We start from the raw sequence: 26,435 nt of genomic DNA on the forward strand, positions 1-26,435 counted from the left end.
CTCACCGCACCCAACCTGGTGCTCGTGCCCGTCTCGTCCACCGGATACATCGACCTCTACAACGGATCAACAGGCTCGGTCCACCTGATCGCCGACTGCTTCGGCTACTACCACTGACCCAGGGCGCATCCCGGCCGGCGGCTGCCCAGGTCAGCCAAGTCGACCGATCAGCTCGGTAGCCACGACGTCCGGGGTCAGTCCGATCTCGCTGCGCTGCACTGGTTCTGAGACCCTCGTCGACATCGGCGAGGACGATCTCGACCGGCTCGTCGCTCCGCATGCCGAACTCCACGCGCGCGAAGGTCATCACGCCGCGCATGGGGCGGTCGTCGGCCACCTCAACGAGGGCGGAGATCCTCTCGAGCTCCACCAGCCCTTCGGACAGATTGCCGGCTCCTGCACGACCGCCAGTACCGGTGTGCCGGAGGTGATCTCGGTGAGCTCGGCGTAGGCCTCGCGAAGGTTGGAGGCTTGCCTGAGTCTGGACCACATTGTCGTGCTCAGGCCGGAACGGTCACCGTCGGCCGGTTCGAGGATGTTGAGCTGACGCAGCCGGTCGGCGACCCCGAGCCGTGTCGCGGCCGCTCGCACATCGCACCGATCACGGGTTCGACTGCCTCCACATAGAACTCACGCCCGAGGATGGATGCGCCCTCGCAGAAGGCCCGCTCCGCGGGAGCGAGCCGGCCGAGGGTCGCCTCGAAGAGGGCGTGCACCGATACCGGCAGCTCGGTGCCGTCGCACAGACACTGCACAGCACCTCGAAGACCTGCGGGTTGCCGTCGCTGAGGGTGATCAGGGTGTCCACCGAGACGTCGGCGCGTCGGCCCTCCCGCGCCGCGATCTCCTCGATCTCCTTCATCCGCTCCTTGGCCATCTCGTGCAGCTCGTCGCGCCTCATCGGCTCGAGGTCCTCGACGCGGGACTGGCGACCGCGGCTCCACATCGGTCGCCGCGGCCTGCTAGTCGTCGCCCAACTGGCCGAGCAGCTTGGCGAGCGGGCCGTCGGTGGCCAGCGGCTGCGCGCTGCCCCGCAGCACCCGCAGGCCGTCTCGGCCGGCCAGGAAGTGGCTCGCCAGGCGGTGCTTTCCGATGCCGGGCTCCCCACGAGGGTGAGGAACCAGCCCTGTCCACGCTTCGCGGTGCGATCGGCGATGGTCGCGAGGTCGGCGAGCTCGGCGGCCCGCCCGGCGAAGGCGGTGCGGTGCACGGCCGTCGTGGCCCCGTGTCGTCGGTGAGCCGATAGACCTGCTGCGGCACTGTCTTACCGTTGTGCAGCATCGGACCGACGGACTGCAGTGGCACCGCGCTGCGACAAGGGCGGCGAGCGTGTCGCCGACGTAGGTCTCCCCCGGGCCGGCGGCTGCCTCCAGCCGGGCGGCGACGTTGACGGGGTCGCCGGTCACCGAGAACTGGCCGTCGGGCCGGTGGGTGACAAACACCTCACCCTGGTTGACGCCGATCCGCACCTTGAGCCCCTGGCCCAGCTGCGCGCGCATCCGGCCGGACAGCTCGGCCACTCGTTCATGGATGCGCCCGGCGGAGCGCACCGCCCGCAGGGCGTCGTCCTCGCGGCTGACCGGCACTCCGAAGACCGCCACCACCGCATCCCCGATGACCTTCTCGACGGTGCCGCCATGGGACCAGACCACCTTGGAGACCGCGTCGAAGTAGCGCGACAGGTTGGCCCGCAGGGCTCCGGGTTGACCGACTCCCCCAGCGATGTCGACCCGACGATGTCGACGAAGAGGATCTCCACGTGCTTGCGCACCGGCGCCGCGCTGCCCGCCCTGCGCGATCGCGGCACCACCGTTGGAGCAGAACCACGCCGCTTGCACCACCTCAGCGCCACACCGCACACCACCACAGCGACCGCGGTAGTCGAGAGTGGCAGGTGTCCCGGCGTATACGGTGTGGTCGACGTAGGCCGGTCGCGCTCCCGTCGGGGGTGACCGAACCGTGACCTACTGACCAGTACTCGGATAGGCATCCATCTTCGGACAGGAACCGCGCCATTCTGGGGCCAGACTTGTTGTCGGTCGGGGCGCCCCAATGCACAAAAACCGTATTCAGGTGACAAACCCGCTGCTATCGTGCTTGGGGCTCACCCGTCACATCTGCACCACGTTGGAGGATATCCGCACATGGCCACCCCACTTATCCGGGCCCTCCGCCGCATTGATCTCTTTTCTACCCTCAGCGATGAGGCAACGGAGTTGATCGTTGGGTCAGGGGCCACCATCAGTACCCCGCCCGGAGCAGCCGTGATCACCGAGGGCGCACCCGACAGCGGACTGCGAGTTGTGCTGGAAGGCAGCAGGTCGGTCAGTGCCGGCGGCAATGGCCGCGGCACCGTTGATGGTGAATACGTCGGCGAGCTCTCGATGATTGACGGCGAACCGCGGTCGGCCAGTCTCGCAGCCGGCCCCGAGGGCGTGACGACATTTGCCCTGCCATCTATGGCTTTCGCACCGACTCTCATGGGGCACCCAGAGATCGCCGAGGCTTTGCTCAAGACGCTATGCTTGCGCCTGCGCAAAGTCGAGGCCGCCACAGTGGGGCACTGACGAGCAAGCCAAACGGCGCAATGCGCATCCGCTCTCATCGAGACGAGATGGGACAACCGGGGGCTCGTCCGGCCTGGACCAGGCAGACGAGATCAATCAGGAGAGGCTAATCCGTGGATCTGCAGACTTACTTGAGGATCTTCCAGAAACGTTGGAGGGCCGTCCTCGCGGTGCTTGTCGTCGTTGTGCTCCTCGCGGGTGCCTACACCCTCCTGTCGCCGAAGAAGTACGCGTCCAGCCTGCAGTTCTTCGTGTCGACCTCCGACTCAACCGATGCAAGCCAGCTCGCGCAGGGCAGCACCTTCAGCCAGGCACGCGTCACGTCCTACACCCAGTTGGTCACTGCGCCGGTCGTGCTGAACCCGGTGATCACGCAGTTGCACCTGAACACCACTGCCGCGGAACTCGGTGGTCAGGTCGCGGCCATCGTGCCGCCAAACACAGTCCTGATTAATGTCGACGTCACCGCCTCAAGCCCGGACCAGGCACAGCGCATCGCTGCCGCGATTGGCAAGCAGTTCCCCAAGACGATCGACAACCTCGAGAAGGTCTCCAAGAACTCGGCCAGCCCGGTGAAGGTCACCGTGACCAAGTCGGCGATCATCAACACCCCACCGGTGAGCCCGCGACCGACGCGCAACCTCGCGCTCGCCGTGGTGCTCGGCTTGCTTCTTGGGCTTGGCGTGGCAGTGCTGCGGCACGTCCTGGACTCCAAGGTGCGCACCAAGGACGACGTCGAGGCGCTCGACGAGGATCTCACCGTGATCGGCGCCATTCCCTTCGACAACGATGCCAGCCAGCACCCTCTGCTGGTCCTGAGCGACCCGCACTCACATCGCGCCGAGGCCTTCCGCGCCATGCGCACCAACCTGCGTTTCGTGGATGCATCGAATCATCCACGCAGCATTGTCATGACCTCCACTCTTGCCGGCGAGGGAAAAACCACCACCACGGCCAACCTCGCCCTCACGCTGGCCGAGGCGGGTGCCACGGTCTGTCTGATCGAGGGCGATCTTCGTCGGCCGAAGCTGCTCGAATATCTCGGCATGGAGGGGGCGGTCGGCCTGACCGATGTGCTCATCGAGGCGGCGGACCTTGCCGATGTGCTGCAGCCCTTCGGCAAGCACCGCCTTGCGGTGATCGGCGCCGGCCAGCTGCCGCCCAACCCCAGTGAGCTGCTGGGCTCGCCGGTGATGAAGGAGACGCTGCACCGGCTGGAGGCACGCTTCGACTATGTGCTGATCGACGCACCACCGCTTCTGCCCGTGACCGACGCCGCTGTGCTGTCGACCATCGTCGGCGGCGCTGTCATGGTGGTCGGCAGCGGTCTGGTCAGCCGTGACCAGCTGCAGACCGCCCTGGAATCACTGCACGCGGTCAAGGGCAAGGTGCTCGGTGTCGCCCTCAACCGCATCCCGCGCAGCTCACGGATCGGGGGCTACTACGACTACCGCTACGACTACCGACCGCAAGGCAGCAACCAGCTCAGCAGCCGGGCAAACGTACGTGCCTCCGATGGGGCCAAGCCACGAAAGTTCCTGGCGCGGCGATGACTCCCGGGGTTGACTTGCGTCGGGACCCGAATGAGCCTGAGGAACGAAACGCATCCCGTCCCTTCATCGCTCGTCGCAGGCGCGAGTGGTTCGCCCAGAGCTGCTGGGCCGCCGGCGACGCACTCATCGTTCTCGCAGCGACCTACACAGCAGCGTGGTTGCGCTACGACCTCGACCTGAACAGCATCGTCTTCCTGGCAACAACCCGCTTCGCGGCGTATGCAGCGCTGATCTATCTGGTCCTCGGCCTCGTTGCCGGCCCCTACCGGGTCGGTCACCTCCGTGGATCGTTCGAGGAGACCGCGGACATCGGGCGTGCATGCCTGCTCACCGCGGTCGTCCTGGTCTTGCTGGCACTCCTCACACCGTGGTTCGACAAGGTGCCGCGCAGCCTTGCCCTGTTGACACCGGTCATGGCCATGGTCGGGATGTTCACCCTTCGGTTCGTCGTGCGTTCCTACCGTTTTGGGCGGACTACGACGGCGGGCGATACCCAGAAGGTCATCGTCTTTGGTGCGGGCTTTGGCGGCCGCCAACTGATCCGCGGGCTACGTCGTGATGAGGGCTCGCCCTACGTGCCAGTGGCCTTGCTGGACGACGACCCACGCAAGCGACGCCTCAAGATCGACGGTTTGCGCGTCAGTGGCGGCCTCAAGAACCTCTCATCAGTCGCCGCGAAGACGGGCGCAACGACTCTGGTCATTGCCATTCCGTCCGCTGAGACCGAGCTCGTCCGGGACGTCCGCGAGCGAGCCGCAGCCGTCGACCTGCAAGTGCTGATCGTGCCGACGATGGCGCAGCTGCTCGGGGCGTCCTTCGACAGCACCGACTTGCGAGAGATCAACCTGGAGGACCTGCTCGGCAGGCGCAAGGTGGAGCTCGATGACGCCGCCATCGCCCGATCGCTCCGTGACAAGGTCGTGCTGGTGACCGGTGCCGGCGGATCGATCGGCTCCGAGTTGGCCCGCCAGATCTACCGGTACGAGCCGAAGAAGCTGGTTCTGCTCGACCGGGACGAGTCGGCGCTGCATGGCGTCCAGATGAGTTTGACTGGCCGAGCTCTGCTGGACGACGGCACGCTCGCCCTGACCGACATCCGCGACCTAGACGCGCTGCGCGCCATTTTCGTCAAGGAGCAGCCAGAGCTGGTCTTTCACGCGGCGGCCCTCAAACACCTCACCCTGCTCGAGCGGTTCCCCCTAGAGGGCTGGAAGACCAACGTGCTGGGCACCCTCAACGTGCTGCAGGCTGCGTCCGAGTTCGGGGTGGAGACCTTTGTCAACGTCTCGACCGACAAGGCTGCCGATCCCAGTTGCGTGCTCGGCTACACGAAACGACTCGCTGAGCGCCTCACCGCGGAGTATTCCACCCGTGGGACGGGTCGCTATGTCAGCGTGCGCTTCGGCAATGTGCTGGGCTCCCGCGGATCGGTCATCACAGCGTTCACCGCTCAGATCGACCGTGGCGGCCCCATCACGGTCACCCACCCCGACGTCGAGCGATACTTCATGCTCATTCCGGAGGCCAGCCAACTGGTCCTCCAGGCGTCGGCGATCGGCACCGACGGCGAGGTGATGGTGCTGGAGATGGGTGAACCCGTGAAGATCGTCGACGTCGCCCACACACTGATCGACTTGTCCGGTCGACGCGACATCGACATTGTCTTCACCGGACTACGGCACGGCGAGAAGTTGAGCGAAGTCCTCTTCTACCCCGGCGACGAAATTCGCCCCTCCACTCACCCGATGGTCAACTGCGTGGAAGTGCCGGCTATCTCCGCCGAACGCGTGCTTACGGTGGACACTGCTGACGCCGCCGATACCTATCGGTGGATGCGCGACGAGGCCATGACAAAGTCCCCCATGAGAGGGCAGGCATGACCCGCATTCATCTCTCGCGAGCCGACATCACCAAGGTTGAAGAGAACTATGTGCTCGAGGCATTGCGTTCTGGTTGGGTCGCACCCCTTGGCCCGATGGTCGATCAATTCGAGCACGACATCGCCGAGCGAGTCGGGGTCCGTCACGCATTGGCGCTGTCGTCAGGAACTGCAGCGCTGCATCTTGCTCTTCTCCACTTCGGTGCCGGCCCTGGCAAGGTGGTCGTGCTGCCCAGCATGACCTTCGCTGCATCCGCCAACGCCGTTCTCTACACTGGAGCGAAGCCGATCTTCGTTGACAGCCAGCAAAGTGACGCCAACATTGACGTTGCCCTTCTGATCGAAACAATCGACGACCTACAGTCGACTGGGCAGGACGTCGCGTGCGTCATGGCAGTGGACCTCTTTGGCCGTTGTGTCGACTACACGGCGTTGCGACCCGCCTTACAGAGGCGTGGGATCCCCCTCGTTGAGGACGCCGCTGAAGCGCTGGGAGCGTCGCAGCAGGGGCAGTCGGCAGGATCGTTCGGCAGCGCAAGCGTGCTGTCCTTCAATGGCAACAAGATCATGACCACCTCGGGTGGTGGGATGCTGCTCAGCGACGACGCCGACCTCATGGCACGGGCCCGATATCTGTCCACCCAGGCGCGTCAGCCTGCGCCGTGGTATGAGCACACCGAGATGGGCTTCAACTACCGCATGTCCAACGTCCTCGCAGCGCTGGGTCTGGCGCAGCACTCGCGTCTGGACGAGATGATCAAACGTCGCCGAGCCCATCGCGACCACTATGCCAAGGCCCTCCGTCCGGTGGAGGGCGTCCGACTGCTCGGCCGATCCGCGGGTGATGACGACGCAGACGATAATTGCTGGTTGACTTGCATCGTGCTGGACCCGGAAAGGATCTCGATCAGCGCAACGGACCTGATCCGCAGGCTCGACATGCAAGACATTGAGGCCAGACACCTGTGGAAGCCCATGCATCTGCAGCCGCTCTATCGTGATGGGCGGATGTATGGCGGTGACACGTCGGCAGCGCTCTTCGCCAATGGGATCACCCTCCCCAGCGGTTCGGAGCTCACCGAGGCCGAGGTGAGTCGGGTCGCCCACTCCGTGTTGGCGATAGTGGGTCCGGAATGACGAACCGGCCCACCTTCACACGCGCGTTTGATCTGGCGGTGGTCGTGCCGGCGCTTGCCGTGACCGCTCCCGTTCAGCTAGCCGTTGCCGTCGCAGTTCGTCGACGACTCGGGTCGCCCATACTCTTCAAACAGACACGTCCAGGTCTACACGGCAAGCCCTTCACGATGCTCAAGTTCCGCACGATGCTCGAGCCCGACGAAGCCGATGGCCGGGCGACCGACGCGCAGCGTCTGACACCGTTCGGAGCATGGCTACGGTCCACCAGCCTCGATGAACTCCCTGCCCTGTGGAACATCCTGAGAGGTGACATGTCGGTGGTTGGGCCACGCCCCTTGCTCACCAGGTACCTGGACCGATATTCACCTGAGCAGTTGCGGCGGCACGAGGTGAAGCCCGGACTGACCGGTCTGGCACAGGTGTCGGGCCGCAACAGGTTGACGTGGGACGAACGGCTCGCACTTGACGTGAGCTATGTCGACTCGCATACCGTCTGGTCGGACCTCAGGATCATCGCGATGACGATTCTGCCGGTGTTGCTCCGAGACGGAGTCACGGGCGACGACACGGTGACCATGACCGAGTTCCTCGGGAATCCAACGGAGGTTGCATGATGCAGCGCCTGTACATCGTGGGGTGTGGGGGGTTCGGCCGAGAGGTGCACGACATTGTCAACGCCGAGAACGAGGTCTCACCGACCTGGGAGTTCGCCGGCTACATCGACGACACGCCGAGCGAAGAAAACCTTAGGCTGGTGTCCCGCCGCGGCGCGCAGGTCGTCGGCGGCATCGCGCACGCCCTTGAGCTGCAACCCGCGCATTTCGTCATCGGCATCGGAACCGGCAGGATTCGCGAGTCCGTCGCCACCCGTTTGGAAGCTGCTGGTTGGATGTCCGCAGTCCTGGTGCATCCCGCCGCCAGCCTTGGCGCAGACGTCGAACTTGGTCCCGGATCGGTCATCTGCGCCGGTGCGCGCCTGACGACGAACATCACACTCGGCCACCACGTACACATCAACATCAATTCCACAGTGGGCCACGACTCAACTTTCGACTCGTACGCCACCGTCAACCCACTCGCAGCAATCTCCGGTGGTGTCTCCGTTGGTGAGCGGTCGATGGTTGGCACACATGCCGCCATCCTGCAGAATCTCAATGTCGGAGTTGATTCGATTGTTGGCGCCGGTTCCTTGGTTACCAAGTCCGTCCCCGACAACACTGTTGTCAAGGGTGTGCCAGCCCGATGAGAGTCGGCTTTGTCACGCAGTGGTATCCGCCCGAGCCAGGAACGCATCTGCCGCAGTCCATCGCGTCCGGACTCGCCGGCCGTGGGCACGAGGTGCATGTGCTGACGGGCTTTCCGAACTACCCCACCGGCCGGTTACGCCCGGACTACCCGCTGCGCCCCTACCGAAGAGAGCAATCCGTGGACGGGGTCACGGTTCATCGAGCACCGCTCTATCCGAGCCACGACAGCGCACCCGTTCAGCGGGCCTTCAACTACGGGACCTTCGCCGTGAGTTCATCCGCCGTTGCTCGACTCAAGATGCCCGTTCCGGACGTGTGGCTGACGTATTCGTCTCCTGCCACATCGGCGCTCGCCCCTATGACATATCGATTCCGGCACAGGCGACCAAGCTGCCTGATCATTCAAGATCTCTGGCCGGACAGCGTCACCGACAGCGGTATGGTCCCGGCCCGGCTGGCAGACATCATGCGTCCCCCCATCGACCGGTTCTGCAGACTGGCGTATCGCAACGCGGCAGCCGTCGGAGTAATTTCCCCCTCGATGCGACAAATCCTTGAGTCGCGTGGCGTGCCCGCAGCCAAGATTTTCGACACCCCGAACTGGTCCACGGACGACCTGCTCCGGCCCGACCTCCCTTCGTCCACCGCTCTGCGCAGGGAGCTCGGGCTACCAGCAGGGCGATTGTTCATGTACGTCGGCAACCTCGGACGGATGCAAGCGCTTGACTCACTGGTGCGAGGATTTTCCCGAGCCGAGCGAGCGCAGCTCGTCCTCATCGGCGACGGGGTCTCGCGCTCCTCCCTGGTCGATCTTGTGCGCGACGAGGGCGCCGACAACGTCCACGTGCTCGGACCGCGACCCGCGACCGACATCGGAAAGTACATCGCCGCCTCTGACGTACAGATCATTTCCCTGATGGATACGCCTCTACTCCGCGCCACGATGCCAAGCAAGATGCAGTTCTCACTTGCCTCGGCGCGGCCCCTCCTCGCACATGCAGCTGGCGACGTCGCGGAGCTCGTCTCAAGTGAAGGCGTCGGTCTGGGAGTGCAGCCAGGAGACTCGGCAGCTCTCGCCCTGGCAGTTCAAGAGTTCTCCGCCATGACACCCGATCAGCTCCAACGCATCGGATGCCGGTCCCGTACTCTCTACGAGTCCCGCTTCAGTCAGCGTGCAGGACTTGACCGGCTCGAGCGCATGCTCCTTCACGCCATCAGATCATCGCCTGCCGGGCAGGCACATCCTGCAGACTTCGCCGCAAGGAGACAAACATGAGAATTCTGCTGACCGGCGCCGCCGGATTTCTCGGGTGGCACACCCGTGTCCGCCTACGTTCCCTCACCGAGCACGAGGTCGTCCTTGTTACCAGGGAGAACTGGTCCGACCTGGCCGACCTGGCTGCCGACGTCGACGCGATCATTCATGTCGCGGGGATCAATCGGGGCGCACCGCATGAGGTCGAGGACGGCAACATTGAGCTGGCCGAACACATCGCGACCGCGCTCAAGGCGAACTCGTCGGTGCAGCGGGTGATCTTCGCCAACTCGATCTGGGCCGGCACCGGCAGCCCTTACGGCTCTGGGAAGGCCCGGGCGAATTCGACCCTGGCCGAGGCCGCCGCCGAGGCCGGCGCGACCTACGTCGACGTGCGCCTGCCGAACCTCTTCGGCGAGGGCGGGCGGGCCAACTACAACTCGTTCGTGGCGACGTTCGTGCACAAGGTGGTCGCGGGTGACACGCCTGAGATCCTGGACCGACCGATCCGCCTACTGCACGTGCAGGCGGCGGCGCAGACCCTGATCGACGCGCTGACGACGTCCCTGCCCAACCTCGAGCCGGTGGGCACCGAAACCAGTGTGCAGACGATCTACGACACGCTCGTACGGATGAAGGCGCTCTACAACGTGGGCGACATCCCTCCCCTGCTCAATGAGTTGGATATTGAGCTCTTCAACACCCTGCGCTGGGCGATGTTCCCTCACCACTACCCAATCACGCTCACAAAGCACGCGGACCAGCGTGGCGACCTCGTGGAGACCGTCAAAGCGCACGGCGGCCAGGGGCAGACATTCGTCTCCACCACCCATCCGTGCATCACCCGTGGCGAGCACTTTCATCTCGAGAAGGTCGAACGGTTCGTCGTCATTCGTGGAAGAGCGCGAATCTCTCTACGCAAGGTCTTCACCGACGAGGTCATCAGTTTCGACGTCAACGGCGACGAGCCCGCAATCGTCGACATGCCAACGATGTGGGTGCACAACATCACCAATACCGGCGACGACGAGCTCGTCACACTCTTTTGGGCCCATGAACTCTTTAACCCCGAGCGTCCTGACACCTTCTGGGAGCCCGTCGCTCTGGAGCCCACCGCATGAAGATCATGACCATTGTCGGCACCCGTCCTGAGATCATTCGTCTGTCCCGAGTAATCCTGCTTTTGGACAAAACGGTCGATCACGTCCTCGTGCATACCGGGCAGAACTACGACTACGACCTCAACGAGATCTTCTTTGAGGACCTGGGACTTCGCAAGCCGGACTACTTCCTCAATGTCGACACCTCCAGCCTCGGCCATGTGCTTGGCGAAACCCTCATCAAATCCGAAGAGGTGCTACGCAGCGAGCGTCCTGATGCGCTGCTGATCCTCGGAGACACCAACAGCTGCATCGCTGCAGTCATGGCCAAGCGAATGCGAATCCCCGTCTACCATATGGAGGCTGGCAACCGCTGCTTCGATGAGAATGTGCCTGAAGAGACGAATCGGCGGTTGGTCGACCACGTGGCGGACTTCAACCTCGTCTATACCGAGCACGCCCGACGCAACCTGCTCGCCGAAGGTATCCACCCGCGACGCATCCTCAAAACCGGATCGCCGATGCAGGAAGTCCTCACGGCGTATCGCCCAGCAATCGACCGGTCGACTGTCCTCAAGGATCGTGGCCTCGTCGAGGGTCAGTATCTGCTGGTGAGCGCCCACCGGGAGGAGAATGTCGACTCGCCTCAACGACTCGGGATGCTGTTGGACGGGATCGACGCCGTCCACCACTCAACGAGCTTACCGGTCTTCGTCTCGACGCACCCGCGTACCCGAAACCGCCTAACTGGACTCTCCAACTGGACCGCACCCTCATACATCACTTTCAGCGACCCGCTGGGGTTCCACGACTACAACAGGCTCCAACTCGGCGCCTCCTGCGTCCTTAGCGACTCAGGGACAATCGCCGAAGAGTCGAGTATCCTCGGCTTTCCCGCAATCACCGTGCGCGACTCAATAGAGCGACCAGAAGCTCTCGACACTGGCGCCATCATAATGACCGGACTTAATCCCTCGGATATAGTTACTGCTGTCAAAGTTGCGACGGAGGCGCAAGGTCATCTTCGGGAGGTTCCTGACGATTACAAGATCGCCAATACCTCTGAGCGGGCCGTCAATTTTATTCTGTCAACAGCGCATCGACATCCCCAATGGGCAGGACTTCGATCATGAAGCTAAATCGGTCTGGCCGACTTTATCAAGCGGCTCGCCAGGCACGGGGCGTACTCGTTGCACGGTCAAAGAGCCTTCGCGACATTGCGCCCACGGCTTCGGTTCATCACTCGTCCCGGGTGAGCCCTGACCTCGTCGCGGGTGATTACGTGTACATAGGGCCCGACTGCACCATCGCGCCCGGAGTCAGCATCGGGTCGTACACGCTGCTCGCGCCACGTGTGGCTATCATCGGCGATGACCATTCGGTCAACGTTGTCGGAACACCAATCCAGTTCACAGGCCGCCCTCCTCAGCAACGCACCAGAATCGGCCGCGACGCATGGATCGGCTATGGCGTCGTCATTGTCCGCGGTGTCACTATCGGCAATGGAGTTGTCATAGGGGCAGGCGCCGTCGTCACCCGGGATGTACCCCCCTACCAGATTTGGGCTGGGATTCCAGCCCGGCATCTGCGCGACCGGTTCACGCCGGACGAGCAGGTGCGGCACGAGTCGAGCCTCGACGCTCAGGATTTCACCGTAACATTCGCCCACACGCAGGCCATCCATGACTAGGCATGATCGACCCCGGGTTCTCATTGTCGCGGGATATTTCGACTGGTTCAGCGGCTACCAAGAAACCGTCCTCGCTAGGGCGTTCTCGCAAGTGGCAGACACAAACGTGCTTGCAGGCAACCGAGTTTCACCCATCTTCTCCGATGACCACCTCGCCAAGGTCGGCGCATCTCGCATTTACCCTGCAGGCGAATGTTACGAGAACGACGTGCTCGTGACCCGCTTGCCGATTCGCGAGATCCGCTCGATGGTCTGGTCCCGGAGGGTGCCATCGTTGGTCCAAAACGGTTCCTATGATCTTGTTGTCCAGGTCATGCCCGGACAGCTTTTTCCTGCCCTCGCATCTATACCGAGAGTGAAGCATCGGGTCGCGCTCTACGGTGACAACGCGGCGATGTATGCTGCGCTCGGGCCAATCCAGTCCCGGATCAAATTCGCGGCATTCTCAGCCACGAAAGGACTGATCTACTGGACGGTCAACCGTCGAGCCAGCAGGGCGTACGGCTACACTATGGACACGATCACTCGCCTACGGCACTTCGCTCCCTCGGGAATGGAAGTCCTACCACTCGCGTTCGACCGCGAGGAATTCTATTTTTCCCGCGAGACGCGTAGCGCCGCACGAGCAGAACTTAACTACGATGACGACGACCTTGTGGTCATCGCCGCGGGTAAGGTACAACCGCAGAAGTGCATCTCCTCCGTTGTGGAGTCGATTGCATCCTATCGGCAGCGTGAGCCGCGAGTACGTCTGATTATCGTTGGAATGGACAGCGGCGAGGAAAGTTGCCGCATTCGTAAGCACGTCGAAGACTCCGGGATCTCTGATATCACGTTATCGTTTCCATTCGTCGACGCGCGCCGTCTCAATGAGTTATTCAATGCTGCAGATGTAGGCATCTGGCCCACGATGCCAGCGATCACGATTCAGCAGGCCATGGGAACAGGCCTGCAGGTCATCATTCCGCGAAATCAGTTCACGGATCACCTCCTGCGTGGATCTTCGTCTGCGCACGAAATCGCGCCGCGCCCTGAAGGAATATCCATCGGCATCAGGACTGCCCAGCGTATGAAGTCGGCTAGCGATATGCCTCGCTGCGTTCACGCGAAATCTAACGAGGCGTTTTCCGGGCGCAGAGTAGTGGAACGTCTTCTGGAAGACCTTTCACGATGAAAGTACAGCGACTCGACCCTAGAAGATTCACCCCCATGTCGAGGACGAGTTTCACGGCGTTACTAATCCCGACCATGTTGGCTTTCTCCCTGGCCCTTGAGTGGACCTACCAGCATGTCGTATCCCCGACATACTCGTACCTCGGTGAGAGATACCGCGAACCAAATGCTGTGCCCTACTGGTTGGCATTCATTACGCTTCTACTGGTTGCGCAGTTCCTGCCACGACGCGTCGTGGATGTTGAAGCCTTCATTCTGTGGATCTTGTACATTCTCGTCATAACGCCCCTCATGCTCGTGCCGCATTACGCTGACATCTGTACGCCGCATCAAGCGAGCATCCTTTCAATTACTGCAGCTCTTACCTTCCTACTTATTATCGGAATCGGCCGGGTCATCCCACGCGACATACTTCCCGTTTTATCACTGCCCCCGCAGATCTTCTGGTGGCTCATCGCCGCGATGACAATTGGCTCGTACGCATACATCTTTTCCACCGCGGGGTTCAAGTTCGCGTCGTTGGACCTCACGCAGGTGTACTCGATTCGAAACTCATATCGCGACATCATCCTGTCATCCGGACCGATACTCGGATACGTCGTCCGTCTCCAGGGAAATGTCATTAACCCCTTCTTGATCGCGCGCGGAGCGACTGGCGGTTCGAGATGGCTAATTCTAATCGGCCTCCTGGGCCAGTTCTTCATCTATTCCGTGACCGGGTACAAGTTGACAATCCTGTCGGGAATTGCCGTTCTGCTTGCGATCTGGTTTTTCAGGACGCGCCGCCGGAGCGGGATAGCGTTGGTCGGAGGAACTCTCGTTGCGGTCATGCTCGCTGTCGCGACAGACTTGCTGCGTGGCTCGACGACGATGACGGCTATTTTTGTCGACCGACTTATTCTCGTATCGGGAAACCTGCCTGCAGCGTACTTCGCAGTCTTTACTGGGCAGCCGCACGCGCTTTGGAGTAGCGGCTTCCTGTCTGGGCTGACCAGCTCGCCGTACCAGATGAACCCTGGGTTCATCGTCGGGAATTACCTGACCGGGAATAGCCACGTGCTCGCCAACAGCAACTACGTAGCAGACGGCTATGCCAACTTCGGATATTTAGGAATAGCCATCGAGGCTGTCGTCGCTGGCCTCATCATCGCATTGGTCGTGAGCGCGGCGCGCCGTCATCGGCCCGTGCTAGCTGCGGGTGTATTGCTAACCCCGGTGATTGCGCTAGTCAACTCAAGCCCCATCACGGCAATTCTATCCGATGGTTTTGCGATGGCTGCCCTACTCCTAGTTCTCGCCCCAGATAATATGCTTGTCGCGAGAAAGGACCGCACAATGTCGCCCACGGAAGATGGCGCATCCGCACGGCGTGGCCTTCGAGCAACGTCCGGGACCTTCACAAGATCGTCATGGCGACGCGGGTCACTCCGAACTTCGAAGGTGCCTAACGGCTCTCGGCGATAGCTCTGTATTTCACAAGGCTGGCGTAAGTACGCTGCACGAGCCCGAAGGTCGACGTCTCAGCCACACCTGCCGTCTGCGGTCCGCGACGGAGATCAAGTCGGTAGGCGACCAAACCGTCTATGTCCTGATCTTTCAGCGCGCCTACCATCTGGCCCAGCACGGACTCGACGTAGGTGAAACCTGCGGCACCAGGCGTATGGTCCTCGGCGCCGAAAGGAGCGCAGTAATACATCGAAATCAGTTTCAGCGGATGGACGAACTGGCTGTCGACCCCGCTACTCGGTGCCGATCGGGATGCGCCGCGTGTCAGATCGACAGTAGTCGACCGCCCTCTGTGATCTATGGACAAGCCGTTCACCACCACTGTCAACCGCTCTACGCCGTGGCTTCGACGCACCGTGAGGCGCAGCCGTCCGCCTTTCTTCACCACACCGAGCCGAAGTGTCGCCCTGGCTGAATGCATTCCTCGCACATCGGGTCCTCGGCTCAGCATAACGGGCTGTCCATCGAGATTGAGCGACAAGGTGTATGTCCCCTGACTTGGCACAGTACGGTCGTCCGAGTAGTAGATCCGGATCGTGTCGGAGCCGCCGACGGAGATCGTCTTGGCCATACTCGCCGTAGCACCGCTTACCGCCGCTCGGCCGATGTGCACCTCCCAGCACGACCCTTCAACGCAAGATGTGGACGCTCGCACGCGCTTGACGCTGGAGAGAACTCCCGACGGGTCGGTCGTGTTCTGGGGCGCACCATGGACCTGATCGGGACCGGCAAATGGGTAGATGACCCCGTTGAGTACGGTCCGCAAGTAGGGGATGACGGATCCAGGACCAAGGATATCTCGCGCATACAGGACGGCGAAGAACTTCAGCCACGGAGCGGTGGCCCGAGCATCGGTCATCGCCGCCTCTAACCCTCGTACCGTGAACTTATGCTGCTCCGGAGTGACCGTGCCAGGGATCACGAGGTTCGATGCGATGTCATCCATGGCGACCCCGACGATGGAGGTGTGCCGTGCCGCGATACGACCCACCGCGCGGAACCAGCGGGAATAGTCCCAGCCGAAGGGCTTGTAGTTCTGCCGAACCGTCTCCGACGGCGGCACCAGATAGACGATAACAGAAACGCCCATGCGTGCAGCCTTGTCCGCAAATTCCGGAAGATTGTTCCATGACTCCTGACTGATCTCGGGATTCGACCTGGTCGTGCCCGGAACCCGGTCCCATATCAAGTAGTAGTAGGTATCGGCATGCGCCCGAACCACCTGCCTCAGAGTCGAATCGATGTTGATTCGGCCGTGCGTGTCGAGAACGGCCCCTGAGTACAGGCCCCTGTCTAGTGGGGCTGCCGTAACGGGGACCGCATGCGGCCCACCCGTCGACAATTGTGGGGGGCTTGGTGCGGACCACGGACGCCACATGACGAGAATGACCACGAGAACAATCACGAGCGCACCCGCGCCGCCAATGGTGAATGGACGTCTCGGGCGACTTAGCACGCAGTGCTCCAAGAGTTGCGGGTGGGGAGGTGAACGGTGGCACTGCGGACTGCCCGCCAGGACAGCCACCACAGCAGCGCATAGCTTATTGCCATCGCGCCGCCGAGCAGCCACATCGAGGTCAGCGCCGAGAAGCCCACGTGGTAGCCCCCATAGACTGCCACGGCACTGAACGCGAGTCGGCCGATATCCCAGATGAACTGCTGCAGGTTTCGCTCCATGACGATGAGCGTCTGCGAGAGCGGCGACGCGACCATTTGGATGACCAGCCCGATCGCCAACGCCTGCGCGTATGCGCCGCTAGTCTCCCACTGGCTTCCAAGCACGACAGAGAATCCCAGCGGACCGAGCAGCATCACGACCGCCGCGATCACGACGCCGGCGACCGCCAGCCGCTTCGACGTGCGCACGAACAGTGCCGCGAGCTGGTCGCTGTCGGCGCGCTTCGCCTCACCGAACTCGCCAAGGTAGACCTGCGCGAGTGTCGTGCCCAGCAGTGCGATGGGAAGCGCCAGGATCCGTTGGGTCATACCCAGCCAACCGGACACCTCGACGCCGAAGAGCGCAGAAGCCAGGAGGACAGGGATCTGCAGACCTAGTGAGTTGAGCAGCCCTGCCGGTGCGAGCAGCAGTGGAAAACTGCGGAACCGCTTGAGGATCCGGCGGGTTGACGCACGCACAGTGGCGTGCTCCCGCGAGTCGGGTCGGGTGCTCGCCCACAGTGTGACGACGCCTACGCCCTGACCGATCGCCAAGCCAAGTGCGAGCCCTTGTGAGCCGAGTCCGGCGAATCCGCCGCCGATCTGGGCAACCACCGTGGCGCCCGCCTGGAGCACGCTTCGTCGGGCGATCGCGCCATATGCTTTTTGCCGGATCGCCAGTTGGTTCAGGACTGCAAACGCTCCGACCTCGGCGGCGATGACAGGCACCCACGGTACGAGCGCCGCGACCGAGTGGCTCTGCCCAAGCCCGGCGGCGAGCTGGTAACGAGCGATCCAAGCGATCGCCAGCCCACACGTCCCGAATGCCGTGCAAATCTGAAGTCCGAGCCGAGCTACGTCTCTGGCCATTCCTTCACGCATCGGCAGGGGGATGGCAAGCTCAAGGCGTAGGGCCGCGATCGTTCCGATGGACATGACGGCTGCGTTGACGACAGCGAACGGTCCGAACTCGTTCGGCGGAAAGAGGCGACCAAGAATGGGCGATGCCAGCAGCGCGAGGAGTTGGCCACCAGCTACACCACTCATGATGGCGAGCAGTCCCCGGCGGGCTGGCGACCATCGGGCGATGCGTGTGCGCATTGTCTTAGGGGGTCGGGCCGACGGAGACCGTGCGGCCCTCTCGCGCAGACGTGATGCAGGCCTCCGCCGTCCGGACCGTTGCCAGACCCTGCGCAAGCGTCACGATGTCAGTCCTCTTGCCAAGAACCGCATCACGAAAGTTCTCATGTTCAGTGCGAAGGGGTTCAGGCTTGGCGATCGCGTAGCGAATCATGTCGCCCTCAGACACCCCACGGAATCGACTGATCTCATCCCAGGTTGTCTCGACCTGACCGTTAGCGTAGAAGGTGAGATCAGCGGTAAGAGTGTCCGCGACAAATGTGCCCTTCTCCCCCGTGATAACCGTGGTGCGTTCCTTGAGAGGCGAAAGCCAGTTGACCAGGTGATTGGTAACGGTGCCCTTTGATAGCTGACCCACAACCGCAACGAGGTCCTCATGTGGTCGACCTGACTTATGCGCAGTGCGGGCGGAGACAGCGGTGTACTCCTGCTGGGTGACCCACGCCGTCAGGTCGATGTCGTGGGTGCCGAGATCCATCACGACACCCACGTCGGCGATCCGGCCGGGGAACGGTCCCTGCCTGCGAGTGACGACCTGGTATACCTCACCGAGGTCCCCGCCTTCGATGCGGGCTCGGGCTGCCTGCAGCGCCGGGTTGTACCGCTCGATGTGCCCCACGCCCCCAATCAGGCCGTTGTCACTGAATACTCTTACGAGGCGCTCGGCCGCTTCGGTATTCTCCGCCAGTGGCTTCTCGATGATTGTGTGCACGCCCGCCTCCGCGAGCGCGGTGCCAACTTCCTCGTGAAATGCGGTTGGGACCGCAACCACGCAGTAGTCGAGGCCGACCGCTATGAGTTCTTCCGCTCTCGACACCACGTTGCGGTCACCCGCGACTCCGAACTTGTCGCCACCCGGATCCGCGACCGCGACCAAATCGACTCCGCCGAGGCTTCCGAGCACACGCGCGTGGTGCCGGCCCATCATCCCAAGACCGATAAGCCCCGCGCGCAGATTCGCCATCTCAGGCACCTGCCTTGGCAAGCGTGTTGACCGCGGTCACGATGCGCTCGAGATCGCTTTCCGTGAGGGACGGATGCACCGGCAGCGACAGGCACTCCGCGGCGGCCTTCACGGTCTCGGGCAGTTCGACGTTCGCCTGGAATGGCTTCAGCTCGTGGTTTGGCACCGGATAGAACATGCCGGAGCCGATGTTGTACTCCTCACGCAGCGCCTTCGCCAGTCCATCGCGGTCCTGCGGCACTCGGATCGTGTACTGGTGATACACGTGGACCGCACCATCGGCAACCGGCGGTGGCGTGACGCCCTCGAGGCGGCTACTCAGGAACGCCGCGTTCTCCTGACGCAGCTTTGTCCATCTGTCGACCTTCGTCAGCTGCACCCGGCCGATCGCGGCGTGGATGTCAGTCATTCGGTTGTTCAGACCGACAACTTCGTTGTGATACTGCTGCAGCATGCCCTGGTTGCGGTAGAGCCGCAGCAGCTGCTCGATCTCGGCGTCGGCCGCGCTCACCATGCCGCCCTCGCCAGAGGTCATGTTCTTGGTCGGATAGAGCGAGAACATCCCGAACGTGCCAAACGCCCCGACCGGCGTGCCGTGCAGTGACGCGCCGTGCGCCTGAGCCGCGTCCTCGAAGACCTTCAGGTCGTGCTTCTCGGCGATGGCGAGCAACTGTTCCATCTTGGCCGGGTGCCCATAGAGGTGCACCGGCATGATCGCGACCGTCCGGTCGGTAATGGCGGCTTCCACGGATCCTGGATCAAGGCAGAAGTCGTCGGCGCTGATGTCGGCAAACACCGGCGTCGCGCCGGCCAGCGCTACCGAGTTTGCAGTCGCCGCAAAGGTGAACGAGGGCACGACCACCTCGTCACCCGCCTTGACGCCCGCCGCGAGCAGCCCGAGGTGCAGGCCCGAGGTACCTGAGTTCACCGCGACGCACGCGCGGCCCAGACCAAAGTGCTCTGCAAACTCTTCCTCGAACGCCTTGACCTCGGGGCCTTGCGCCAGCATTCCACTGCGCATCACCCGATCGACTGCGGCGCGCTCTTCGTCACCGATGATCGGTTTTGCGGGTGCGATGAACTCGCTCATACTGCAGATTCCTCCGTCAAAGTGTCGTCGTCCTGGATGTACGTGTCGCCGGTACTTGGGCAGCGCCAGGTCCGTTCGTCAAGCTGCTCGAGGGGCAAGCCGGCACGCCCCACCCACCGGATCCGCTTCGCCGGCACACCGGCCACCAGCGCGAAGTCTGGGACGTCCTTCGTGACCACTGAACCGGCCGCGACCATTGCCCACCGGCCAATAGTCACCGGAGCGATACACACGGCGCGCGCCCCGATCGAGGCGCCCGTGCGACAGGTGACACCCACCGCATCCCAATCGTCACCTCGCTTCAGATCACCATCAGGGGTGATCGATCGCGGATAGTGGTCATTAGTAAAGACAGCCGCCGGTCCCACGAACACACCATCCTCGAGAACCGCAGGTTCATAGACGAGCGCGTAGTTCTGCAGCTTGCAGGCATCGCCCATCCGCACCCCGGTGCCGACATATGCGCCACGTCCGATGATGCAGTCACGGCCGAGCACGGCATCTTCACGCACCTGAGCGAGATGCCACACCGATGAACCGTCGCCAATGCGAGCGGTCGCAGCGACATCCGCGGAGTCGACAACTCTTGCCCCAGCCACTGTCATACCTTCTTCGATGCTTGGCCAACGACCAAGAATCGCGCACCATCAAACTTCGACGGGTCCAGGATCTTGCGCCCGTCGACGACGACGCTGACACCAGGGAGTTGGCTCGAAGAGAGGTCCGCATACGAGGCGTGGTCTGCCTGCACGATTGCGACGTCGACCGGCTGACCGAATTCGTAAGCCTTCCAACCAAACTTGGCAAGCTCATCGGCCGAATACATCGGATCATGCACCAGCACCTCAGCGCCAGTCGCATTCAGGGCATCCACCGTCGCGAATACCCCGGAGAAGGCTGTCTCTTTGACGCCACCGCGATATGAAGCTCCGAGCACAACGGCGGCCTTGCCCCGCAGGTCTCCACCCGCGGCGCCGGCGGCGAGGCCTACCGTATAAGCGGGCATGGCCGCATTGGCTTCGCGAGCCGCCCGGACGACCGTCGCGTCCGGGTCATTCCATAGATAGAGGCGCGGGTAGACCGGGATGCAATGCCCACCAACGGCAATACCTGGCCGGTGGATGTGGCTGTACGGCTGCGAGTTGCTGGCCTCGATGACCTGGTAGACATCGATTCCGTTCTTGGCGGCAAAGGCACCGAACTGGTTCGCGAGGCCAATGTTTACATCGCGGTACGTCGTCTCTGCCAGTTTTGCCATCTCGGCAGCCTCTGCGGAACCGAGGTCCCAGACGCCGTTGCCGCGGTCCAGGTCTGCGCGCTCGTCGAACTGGAGGACCTGATCGTAGAACGCGGTCGCCTGCTTCGCGCCGCCTTCGCTCAGGCCACCAATAAGCTTGGGATACTTGCGAAGATCCGCAAACACCCGGCCGGTGAGCACTCGCTCCGGCGAGAACACCAGGTGGAAGTCCCGACCCTCTGTAAGGCCAGAACCTTCCTCGAGCTTGGGCCTCCACCGAGTGCGGGTCGTTCCCACCGGCAAGGTCGTCTCATAGATCACCAGCGTGTCGGGAGTGAGCCCACGCGCAATGTCCTCGGTTGCAGAGTCCATCCATCCGAAGTCCGGTCGCGCCTCTTCATCGACGAACAGCGGAACCACCACGACGACCGCGTCGCTCTCGCCGACAGCGCTCGCCGTGTCAACCGTCGCATGCAAAGCGCCCGAGGGGACTACCTCGGACAGATACTCCTGAAGGTGCGCTTCCCCAGGGAACGGCTCCTGCCCGGAATTGATCTGGTCAACGACCGCCTGGCTGACATCTGCTCCCAGGATGGTATGTCCGGAGCGCGCGAACTGGACCGCGAGCGGAAGCCCGATTTTGCCCAGTCCGACTACCGTGATCTTCACGTGATGATTCCCCAATTTCGTCCATGTGTCGTGAATAGAGTAGCGACTACATGCTCATGTCTACGTGACCCACCTCATCACGGCCACCAATGCAAACTCTCGCCGATAGTTGTGTTCCGATTCGGATGCGGCCTAGCTGCCAGTGTTGATCATGCCTGCGCCGACGGTGCCCCCGGTGGCTTCGTCGATCAGGATGAAAGAACCCGTCGTGCGGTTACGTTCATAAGCGTCGACCAGCAGGGGTTGGGTCACCCGCAGCTGGACCCGGCCGATCTCGTTCAGGCCGAGCTGGTCGGCGCCCAGGTCGCGGTGCAGGGTGTTGACGTCCAACCGGTACTGCACATCCTTGACGATCGTGCGCGCCGTGCGAGTCGTGTGCTTGATCGCCAACTTCTGCCCGGCCCGCAACGGCGCGGTGGTCATCCAGCAGACCATCGCGTCCACGTCCTGGGTCTGGGTCGGCATGTTCTTGGTCCGGCAGATCATGTCCCCACGAGAGACATCCACGTCATCGGTCAGGCGCACCACCACCGACATCGGCGCATACGCCTCAGCCAGCTGCTCATCGAAGAGGTCAATACCCGCCACCGTGGAGGTCATCCCACTCGGCAGGACCATCACCTCATCACCCGGCTTGAGCACGCCACCCGCAACCTGCCCCGCATACCCGCGGTAGTCATGATGCTCATCCGACTTCGGCCGGATCACGCACTGCACCGGGAACCGCACATCCCGCAGCTCCCGGTCCGAGGCAATGTGCACGTGCTCCAGGTGGTGCATCAGCGACGGGCCCTCATACCACCCCATCGCCTCCGACCGGGCCACCACGTTGTCACCCTTGAGCGCGGAGATCGGGACCACCAGCAGATCCGGAATGTTCAACTTCGACGCAAACGCGGTGAACTCCGCAACAATCCGCTCAAAGACCGCCTGGTCGTAGTCGACCAGATCCATCTTGTTGACCGCCAACACCAAGTGCGGCACCCGCAACAAAGACAACAACACCGCATGCCGGCGCGACTGCTCCGTCAACCCGTGCCGCGCATCCACCAACACCAAACCCAGATCCGCCGTCGACGCACCGGTGACCATGTTCCGGGTGTACTGCACATGCCCCGGCGTGTCCGCAATGATGAACTTCCGCTTCGGTGTCGCGAAATACCGGTACGCCACATCGATCGTGATGCCCTGCTCCCGCTCGGACCGCAACCCATCGGTCAGCAACGCCAGGTCCGTGTAGTCATACCCCTTCGACGCACTGGTCGCCTCCACCGACGCCAACTGGTCCTCAAAGATCGACTTCGAGTCCAGCAGCAACCGCCCGATCAGCGTCGACTTGCCATCATCGACCGACCCCGCCGTCGCGAACCGCAACAGATCCATGTCCGCTCCCACACGCGCCATCAGAAGTAGCCCTCTTTCTTCCGGTCCTCCATCGCGGCCTCCGAGAACCGGTCGTCCCCGCGAGTCGCGCCCCGCTCGGTCACCCGAGCGACCGCGATCTCATCGATGATCTTCTCCAACGTGTCCGCCTGCGACTCCACACACCCCGTCAGGGTCATGTCCCCCACCGTGCGGAACCGCACCGTCCGCTCCTCGACCATCTCCCCCGCCCGAGGCTGCACCGCGTCCGACGCCGACAACAACATCCCATCCCGCGCGATCACCTTCCGCTCATGTGCGAAATAGATCGACGGGATCTCGATCCGCTCCCGGGCGATGTAGTGCCAAATATCCAGCTCGGTCCAGTTCGACAACGGAAACACCCGCATGTGCTCCCCCGCATGCAACCGCCCGTTATACAACGACCACAACTCCGGGCGCTGATTCTTCGGATCCCACTGCCCGAACTCATCTCGATGCGAATAGATCCGCTCCTTCGCCCGAGCCTTCTCCTCATCCCGCCGGCCACCCCCAAACGCCGCCGTGAACCCGCCCTCCTCGATCGCGTGCAACAACGTGCCGATCTGCAACCGGTTCCGGCTCGTCTTACCATCATCGACCACCACACCGTGCCTGATGGCCTCGTCCACCGACGCCACCACCAGCCGGGCGCCCAACCGGTCCACCCAGTTATCCCGAGCCGCCAGCACCTCAGGAAAGTCGAAACCCGTATCCACCTGCAACACCGGGAACGGCAACTTCGCCGGATGAAACGCCTTCTCCGCCAACCGCAACATCACGATCGAGTCCTTACCCCCCGAACACATCAACACCGGCCGCTCCAACTCGGCCGCAACCTCACGAAAAATATGGATCGACTCCGCCTCCAACTCATCGAGCTGGCTGAGCCGATAGTCCGAATGCGTCTGCATTGTTTGGCAATACTCCCTGCTGGGGTGCGACGGTCACTCGGAAGGATACCGGCAGATCAATCCGCAGGTCGGACCGTCCAATGGGAGGATGTGCGCATGCCCGCACCGAGCACCCCTCAGGCCTGTCCGCCGCTCGACACTCTCGACGACCTGTTGCTGCTTCGCAGCGGTGCCCTGAGCGTCAGCGCGGACCTCCCGCGGCGCATCACCGTCCCCGGCGTGGACTCAGACAATGGCGCCGTAGAAATTGTCGACCCCGAGGGGGTCCCCCTTGCGCACCTGGCTCCACCCACCCGGCACGGCGACCGGTTCGAGCTCACTGAAGCCCCTGCCTGGCTGGGCGAGGTCTCGACCCGGCCGTACGAAACCCTCTACCGCGCCCCGGCGGAGGTCCGGGCCGAGGCTCTGGCTGACGGCTCGACGTCGGTGATCGTCGATCGGCCCCTGGTGGCAACGGACGTTGCCTCCTACGACGAAGGACAACCGCTTCTGCTGCTGGTGCTTGCCGGCCCGTCGGTCGAGCCCAGCTCGCGAGCCTTGGCGACGATCCGATCTGCGCTCGCCATCGGCGGACTTCGCAGGAACACGCGCGTGGTGGCCATTCCGCTGAGCGCCGCAAGGGCACGCGCCAACCCCGAGCTGCTGGGATCGGTGGTTGCCGCGTACAGCCCGCAAAGCGCCGCACGGCTCGCCGATGTGATGACCGAGGCCTCCGAACCCGCGGACGAGACCGCCGGCCTGGTGCTCTTCTTCACCGGTCTGTCGGGCTCCGGCAAGTCGACAGTCGCCCGTGCCGTGCGCAACGCCATCCTCGAGCGAGATGGACGCCCGGTCACACTGCTGGACGGCGACGTCGTGCGCCGCAACCTCTCCGCCGGGCTCGGTTTCTCCCCCGAGGACCGGGAGACCAACATCCGCAGGATCGGCTGGGTCGCCGCCGAGATCGCCCACCACGGGGGCCTGGCGATCTGCAGTCCGATCGCGCCATATGACAGCACCCGCAAGGACGTGCGCCGCATGGTCGCCGAGCGCGGCGGCACCTTCGTGCTGGTGCACATCTCCACCCCCGTTGAGGAGTGCGAGCGCCGCGACCGCAAGGGGCTCTACGCCAAGGCGCGAGCCGGTGAGATTCCCAACTTCACTGGCATCAGCGCGCCCTATGAGGAGCCCGACGACGCCGACCTAGTGCTCAACACCTCGGCGGTCACCGTTGCAGACGGGCGAGACCAAGTCCTTCACCTGCTGGCACGTCGCCAGCGACCCAACCTCGGAAGCAGCGCGTGAGCGGCCTGTTTGGCGTGGACACCCTTCAGCTGCTGATCGTCGCCTTCGGTGTCGGCATCGCCGTCGGTCTGACCGGCATGGGCGGCGGGGCGCTGATGACGCCCGCCCTGATCTTTCTGGGGATTCCCCCCACCGCTGCCGTGGCCAATGACCTGGTCGCGGCGGCGGTGAGCAAGTCGGTCGGAGCTGCGGTGCACCTGCGTCATGGGTCACCCAACCGGCAGCTGGTGAAGTGGTTGGTGATCGGGTCGGTCCCCATGGCGTTGGTGGGGTCGTGGATTGTCAAAGAAGTGGGAGCGCCGGCGGACCGGCAGGTCTTTCTCAAAGTGGCCATCGGCTGCACGCTGCTTATGACTGCCGCCACCTACGTCGTTCGGATGTACCTAGGGCTGGTGCGGACGGTCAGGCACAACATTCACGTGCGCGAGCTGGTCATTCGGCCCATACCGACAATTGCCGTCGGTGCGGTCGGCGGCCTCCTCGTGGGTGTCACCAGCGTCGGATCCGGCTCGGTGATCATGGTGAGCCTGCTGCTGCTCTACCCGTCGATGTCGGCGCATCGCATGGTGGGAACTGACCTCCTGCAGGCGGTACCGCTCGTGGTCGCTGCCGCGATCGGACACATCTTCGTCACCGGGATCGAGTGGTCCGTGCTCATTCCACTGGTGATCGGCGGGTCCCTCGGCACCGCTCTGGGCGCCCGCCTGTCGAGCCTGGTCTCCCAGTCCGTCATCCGACGTGGAATCGTCACGGTGCTCAGTCTGACTGGCCTGGGCATGATCGGGGCATCACCGACCTGGGTCGGGATCACCGGAGCCGCGCTGATCATCCTTGGACCTGTGGCATGGGGGTTGGTGCGACGAGCGCACGGGGTGCCGGCGTTCGATCACTTCGGGCCGCCGCCGAGCGCCGGCGTGCGAGATGTCGATCGGGACGATCAACTGCCCCCCGCCCTATAGCGTCTCCTAGGATG

Annotated in this window: 24 protein-coding genes; 14 read left to right on the forward strand and 10 right to left on the reverse strand. The window is 63.2% G+C overall.

What is annotated here, in order from left to right; genetic code table 11:
* Positions 1-500 precede the first annotated feature (500 nt).
* A complete protein-coding gene (locus FGL98_RS11695) occupies positions 501-755 on the reverse strand; it encodes a hypothetical protein (protein WP_146316956.1) in 255 nt (84 codons plus the stop codon).
* A 207-nt stretch (positions 756-962) separates the two neighbouring features.
* Positions 963-1,838, reverse strand: a complete 876-nt coding sequence (locus FGL98_RS11700) for an adenylate/guanylate cyclase domain-containing protein (protein ID WP_186526120.1) — start codon at positions 1,836-1,838, stop codon at positions 963-965.
* 306 nt (positions 1,839-2,144) lie between these two features.
* Here FGL98_RS11700 and FGL98_RS11705 point away from each other — a divergent pair, with 306 nt between their 5' ends.
* From FGL98_RS11705 to FGL98_RS11760, 12 genes are all read left to right on the forward strand, one after another.
* On the forward strand, positions 2,145-2,567 hold the full coding sequence (locus FGL98_RS11705) for a Crp/Fnr family transcriptional regulator (RefSeq protein ID WP_146316958.1): 423 nt from the start codon (positions 2,145-2,147) through the stop codon (positions 2,565-2,567).
* A 113-nt stretch (positions 2,568-2,680) separates the two neighbouring features.
* Positions 2,681-4,120, forward strand: a complete 1,440-nt coding sequence (locus FGL98_RS11710; protein WP_146316959.1) for a tyrosine-protein kinase domain-containing protein — start codon at positions 2,681-2,683, stop codon at positions 4,118-4,120.
* On the forward strand, positions 4,117-6,000 hold the full coding sequence (locus FGL98_RS11715; protein ID WP_146316960.1) for a polysaccharide biosynthesis protein: 1,884 nt from the start codon (positions 4,117-4,119) through the stop codon (positions 5,998-6,000). The genes FGL98_RS11710 and FGL98_RS11715 overlap by 4 nt, the downstream gene beginning before the upstream one ends.
* A complete protein-coding gene (locus FGL98_RS11720; RefSeq protein ID WP_146316961.1) occupies positions 5,997-7,136 on the forward strand; it encodes a DegT/DnrJ/EryC1/StrS family aminotransferase in 1,140 nt (379 codons plus the stop codon). Before FGL98_RS11715 ends, FGL98_RS11720 begins: the two co-directional genes overlap by 4 nt.
* A complete protein-coding gene (locus FGL98_RS11725; RefSeq protein ID WP_146316962.1) occupies positions 7,133-7,750 on the forward strand; it encodes a sugar transferase in 618 nt (205 codons plus the stop codon). Before FGL98_RS11720 ends, FGL98_RS11725 begins: the two co-directional genes overlap by 4 nt.
* A complete protein-coding gene (locus FGL98_RS11730; RefSeq protein ID WP_222432137.1) occupies positions 7,747-8,382 on the forward strand; it encodes an acetyltransferase in 636 nt (211 codons plus the stop codon). Before FGL98_RS11725 ends, FGL98_RS11730 begins: the two co-directional genes overlap by 4 nt.
* Complete coding sequence (locus FGL98_RS11735; RefSeq protein ID WP_146316963.1) at positions 8,379-9,659, forward strand: glycosyltransferase family 4 protein; 1,281 nt, start codon at positions 8,379-8,381, stop codon at positions 9,657-9,659. The genes FGL98_RS11730 and FGL98_RS11735 overlap by 4 nt, the downstream gene beginning before the upstream one ends.
* A complete protein-coding gene (locus FGL98_RS11740) occupies positions 9,656-10,759 on the forward strand; it encodes a polysaccharide biosynthesis C-terminal domain-containing protein (RefSeq protein ID WP_146316964.1) in 1,104 nt (367 codons plus the stop codon). The genes FGL98_RS11735 and FGL98_RS11740 overlap by 4 nt, the downstream gene beginning before the upstream one ends.
* On the forward strand, positions 10,756-11,871 hold the full coding sequence (wecB, locus tag FGL98_RS11745; RefSeq protein ID WP_146316965.1) for a non-hydrolyzing UDP-N-acetylglucosamine 2-epimerase: 1,116 nt from the start codon (positions 10,756-10,758) through the stop codon (positions 11,869-11,871). The genes FGL98_RS11740 and wecB overlap by 4 nt, the downstream gene beginning before the upstream one ends.
* A 119-nt stretch (positions 11,872-11,990) precedes the next feature.
* The gene (locus FGL98_RS26730; RefSeq protein ID WP_281289173.1) at positions 11,991-12,428 is read left to right on the forward strand and encodes a CatB-related O-acetyltransferase; all 438 of its coding nucleotides are present in this window, start codon (positions 11,991-11,993) and stop codon (positions 12,426-12,428) included.
* On the forward strand, positions 12,421-13,602 hold the full coding sequence (locus FGL98_RS11755; protein WP_146316967.1) for a glycosyltransferase: 1,182 nt from the start codon (positions 12,421-12,423) through the stop codon (positions 13,600-13,602). The genes FGL98_RS26730 and FGL98_RS11755 overlap by 8 nt, the downstream gene beginning before the upstream one ends.
* Before the next feature lie 35 nt (positions 13,603-13,637).
* On the forward strand, positions 13,638-15,065 hold the full coding sequence (locus FGL98_RS11760; RefSeq protein ID WP_146316968.1) for a hypothetical protein: 1,428 nt from the start codon (positions 13,638-13,640) through the stop codon (positions 15,063-15,065).
* On the opposite strand, the gene FGL98_RS11765 is transcribed toward FGL98_RS11760, so the two are convergent.
* The 8 genes from FGL98_RS11765 to cysD all read right to left on the reverse strand — a co-directional run bounded on the left by FGL98_RS11765 (position 15,046) and on the right by cysD (position 24,178).
* The gene (locus FGL98_RS11765; RefSeq protein ID WP_146316969.1) at positions 15,046-16,329 is read right to left on the reverse strand and encodes a hypothetical protein; all 1,284 of its coding nucleotides are present in this window, start codon (positions 16,327-16,329) and stop codon (positions 15,046-15,048) included. The genes FGL98_RS11760 and FGL98_RS11765 overlap by 20 nt on opposite strands.
* A 227-nt stretch (positions 16,330-16,556) precedes the next feature.
* Positions 16,557-17,810 carry an oligosaccharide flippase family protein gene (locus tag FGL98_RS11770; RefSeq protein ID WP_186526121.1) on the reverse strand — a complete coding sequence of 418 codons (1,254 nt, stop codon included), beginning with the start codon at positions 17,808-17,810 and terminating at the stop codon, positions 16,557-16,559.
* A 58-nt stretch (positions 17,811-17,868) separates the two neighbouring features.
* Positions 17,869-18,867, reverse strand: a complete 999-nt coding sequence (locus FGL98_RS11775; RefSeq protein WP_146316971.1) for a Gfo/Idh/MocA family protein — start codon at positions 18,865-18,867, stop codon at positions 17,869-17,871.
* 1 nt (position 18,868) lies between these two features.
* The gene (locus FGL98_RS11780; RefSeq protein WP_146316972.1) at positions 18,869-19,957 is read right to left on the reverse strand and encodes a DegT/DnrJ/EryC1/StrS family aminotransferase; all 1,089 of its coding nucleotides are present in this window, start codon (positions 19,955-19,957) and stop codon (positions 18,869-18,871) included.
* Positions 19,954-20,562: an acyltransferase gene (locus FGL98_RS11785; protein WP_146316973.1), complete on the reverse strand. Its 609-nt coding sequence runs from the start codon at positions 20,560-20,562 to the stop codon at positions 19,954-19,956. The genes FGL98_RS11780 and FGL98_RS11785 overlap by 4 nt, the downstream gene beginning before the upstream one ends.
* Positions 20,559-21,863, reverse strand: coding sequence for a nucleotide sugar dehydrogenase (locus FGL98_RS11790; protein WP_146316974.1), 1,305 nt, complete (start codon positions 21,861-21,863; stop codon positions 20,559-20,561). The genes FGL98_RS11785 and FGL98_RS11790 overlap by 4 nt, the downstream gene beginning before the upstream one ends.
* Positions 21,864-21,995: 132 nt before the next feature.
* Positions 21,996-23,246 (reverse strand): sulfate adenylyltransferase subunit 1, encoded by a 1,251-nt coding sequence (locus FGL98_RS11795; RefSeq protein WP_146316975.1) that lies wholly within the window; start codon positions 23,244-23,246, stop codon positions 21,996-21,998.
* 20 nt (positions 23,247-23,266) lie between these two features.
* Complete coding sequence (gene cysD / locus FGL98_RS11800; protein ID WP_146316976.1) at positions 23,267-24,178, reverse strand: sulfate adenylyltransferase subunit CysD; 912 nt, start codon at positions 24,176-24,178, stop codon at positions 23,267-23,269.
* Positions 24,179-24,274: 96 nt separating this feature from the next.
* Here cysD and cysC point away from each other — a divergent pair, with 96 nt between their 5' ends.
* Complete coding sequence (gene cysC / locus FGL98_RS11805) at positions 24,275-25,462, forward strand: adenylyl-sulfate kinase (RefSeq protein ID WP_222432138.1); 1,188 nt, start codon at positions 24,275-24,277, stop codon at positions 25,460-25,462.
* Positions 25,459-26,421: a sulfite exporter TauE/SafE family protein gene (locus tag FGL98_RS11810; RefSeq protein WP_222432139.1), complete on the forward strand. Its 963-nt coding sequence runs from the start codon at positions 25,459-25,461 to the stop codon at positions 26,419-26,421. Before cysC ends, FGL98_RS11810 begins: the two co-directional genes overlap by 4 nt.
* The last annotated feature ends 14 nt before the right edge of the window (positions 26,422-26,435 follow it).

Origin of the sequence: Leekyejoonella antrihumi, assembly GCF_007845645.1 — a bacterium.
Taxonomy (GTDB): Bacteria; Actinomycetota; Actinomycetes; order Actinomycetales; family Dermatophilaceae; genus Leekyejoonella; species Leekyejoonella antrihumi.

What these genes read in the sequence shown, in the direction of transcription:
- FGL98_RS11725 (WP_146316962.1), top strand. Translation starts at nt 7,133, where the DNA reads ATGACGAACCGGCCCACCTTCACACGCGCGTTTGATCTGGCGGTGGTC.
- FGL98_RS11735 (WP_146316963.1), top strand. Translation starts at nt 8,379, where the DNA reads ATGAGAGTCGGCTTTGTCACGCAGTGGTATCCGCCCGAGCCAGGAACG.
- FGL98_RS11730 (WP_222432137.1), top strand. Translation starts at nt 7,747, where the DNA reads ATGATGCAGCGCCTGTACATCGTGGGGTGTGGGGGGTTCGGCCGAGAG.
- FGL98_RS11740 (WP_146316964.1), top strand. Translation starts at nt 9,656, where the DNA reads ATGAGAATTCTGCTGACCGGCGCCGCCGGATTTCTCGGGTGGCACACC.
- FGL98_RS11795 (WP_146316975.1), bottom strand. Translation starts at nt 23,246, where the DNA reads ATGGATCTGTTGCGGTTCGCGACGGCGGGGTCGGTCGATGATGGCAAG.
- FGL98_RS11720 (WP_146316961.1), top strand. Translation starts at nt 5,997, where the DNA reads ATGACCCGCATTCATCTCTCGCGAGCCGACATCACCAAGGTTGAAGAG.
- FGL98_RS11705 (WP_146316958.1), top strand. Translation starts at nt 2,145, where the DNA reads ATGGCCACCCCACTTATCCGGGCCCTCCGCCGCATTGATCTCTTTTCT.
- FGL98_RS11770 (WP_186526121.1), bottom strand. Translation starts at nt 17,810, where the DNA reads ATGAGTGGTGTAGCTGGTGGCCAACTCCTCGCGCTGCTGGCATCGCCC.
- FGL98_RS11785 (WP_146316973.1), bottom strand. Translation starts at nt 20,562, where the DNA reads ATGACAGTGGCTGGGGCAAGAGTTGTCGACTCCGCGGATGTCGCTGCG.
- FGL98_RS11755 (WP_146316967.1), top strand. Translation starts at nt 12,421, where the DNA reads ATGACTAGGCATGATCGACCCCGGGTTCTCATTGTCGCGGGATATTTC.
- wecB (WP_146316965.1), top strand. Translation starts at nt 10,756, where the DNA reads ATGAAGATCATGACCATTGTCGGCACCCGTCCTGAGATCATTCGTCTG.
- FGL98_RS11775 (WP_146316971.1), bottom strand. Translation starts at nt 18,867, where the DNA reads ATGGCGAATCTGCGCGCGGGGCTTATCGGTCTTGGGATGATGGGCCGG.
- FGL98_RS11780 (WP_146316972.1), bottom strand. Translation starts at nt 19,957, where the DNA reads ATGAGCGAGTTCATCGCACCCGCAAAACCGATCATCGGTGACGAAGAG.
- cysC (WP_222432138.1), top strand. Translation starts at nt 24,275, where the DNA reads ATGCCCGCACCGAGCACCCCTCAGGCCTGTCCGCCGCTCGACACTCTC.
- FGL98_RS11715 (WP_146316960.1), top strand. Translation starts at nt 4,117, where the DNA reads ATGACTCCCGGGGTTGACTTGCGTCGGGACCCGAATGAGCCTGAGGAA.
- cysD (WP_146316976.1), bottom strand. Translation starts at nt 24,178, where the DNA reads ATGCAGACGCATTCGGACTATCGGCTCAGCCAGCTCGATGAGTTGGAG.
- FGL98_RS11760 (WP_146316968.1), top strand. Translation starts at nt 13,638, where the DNA reads ATGTCGAGGACGAGTTTCACGGCGTTACTAATCCCGACCATGTTGGCT.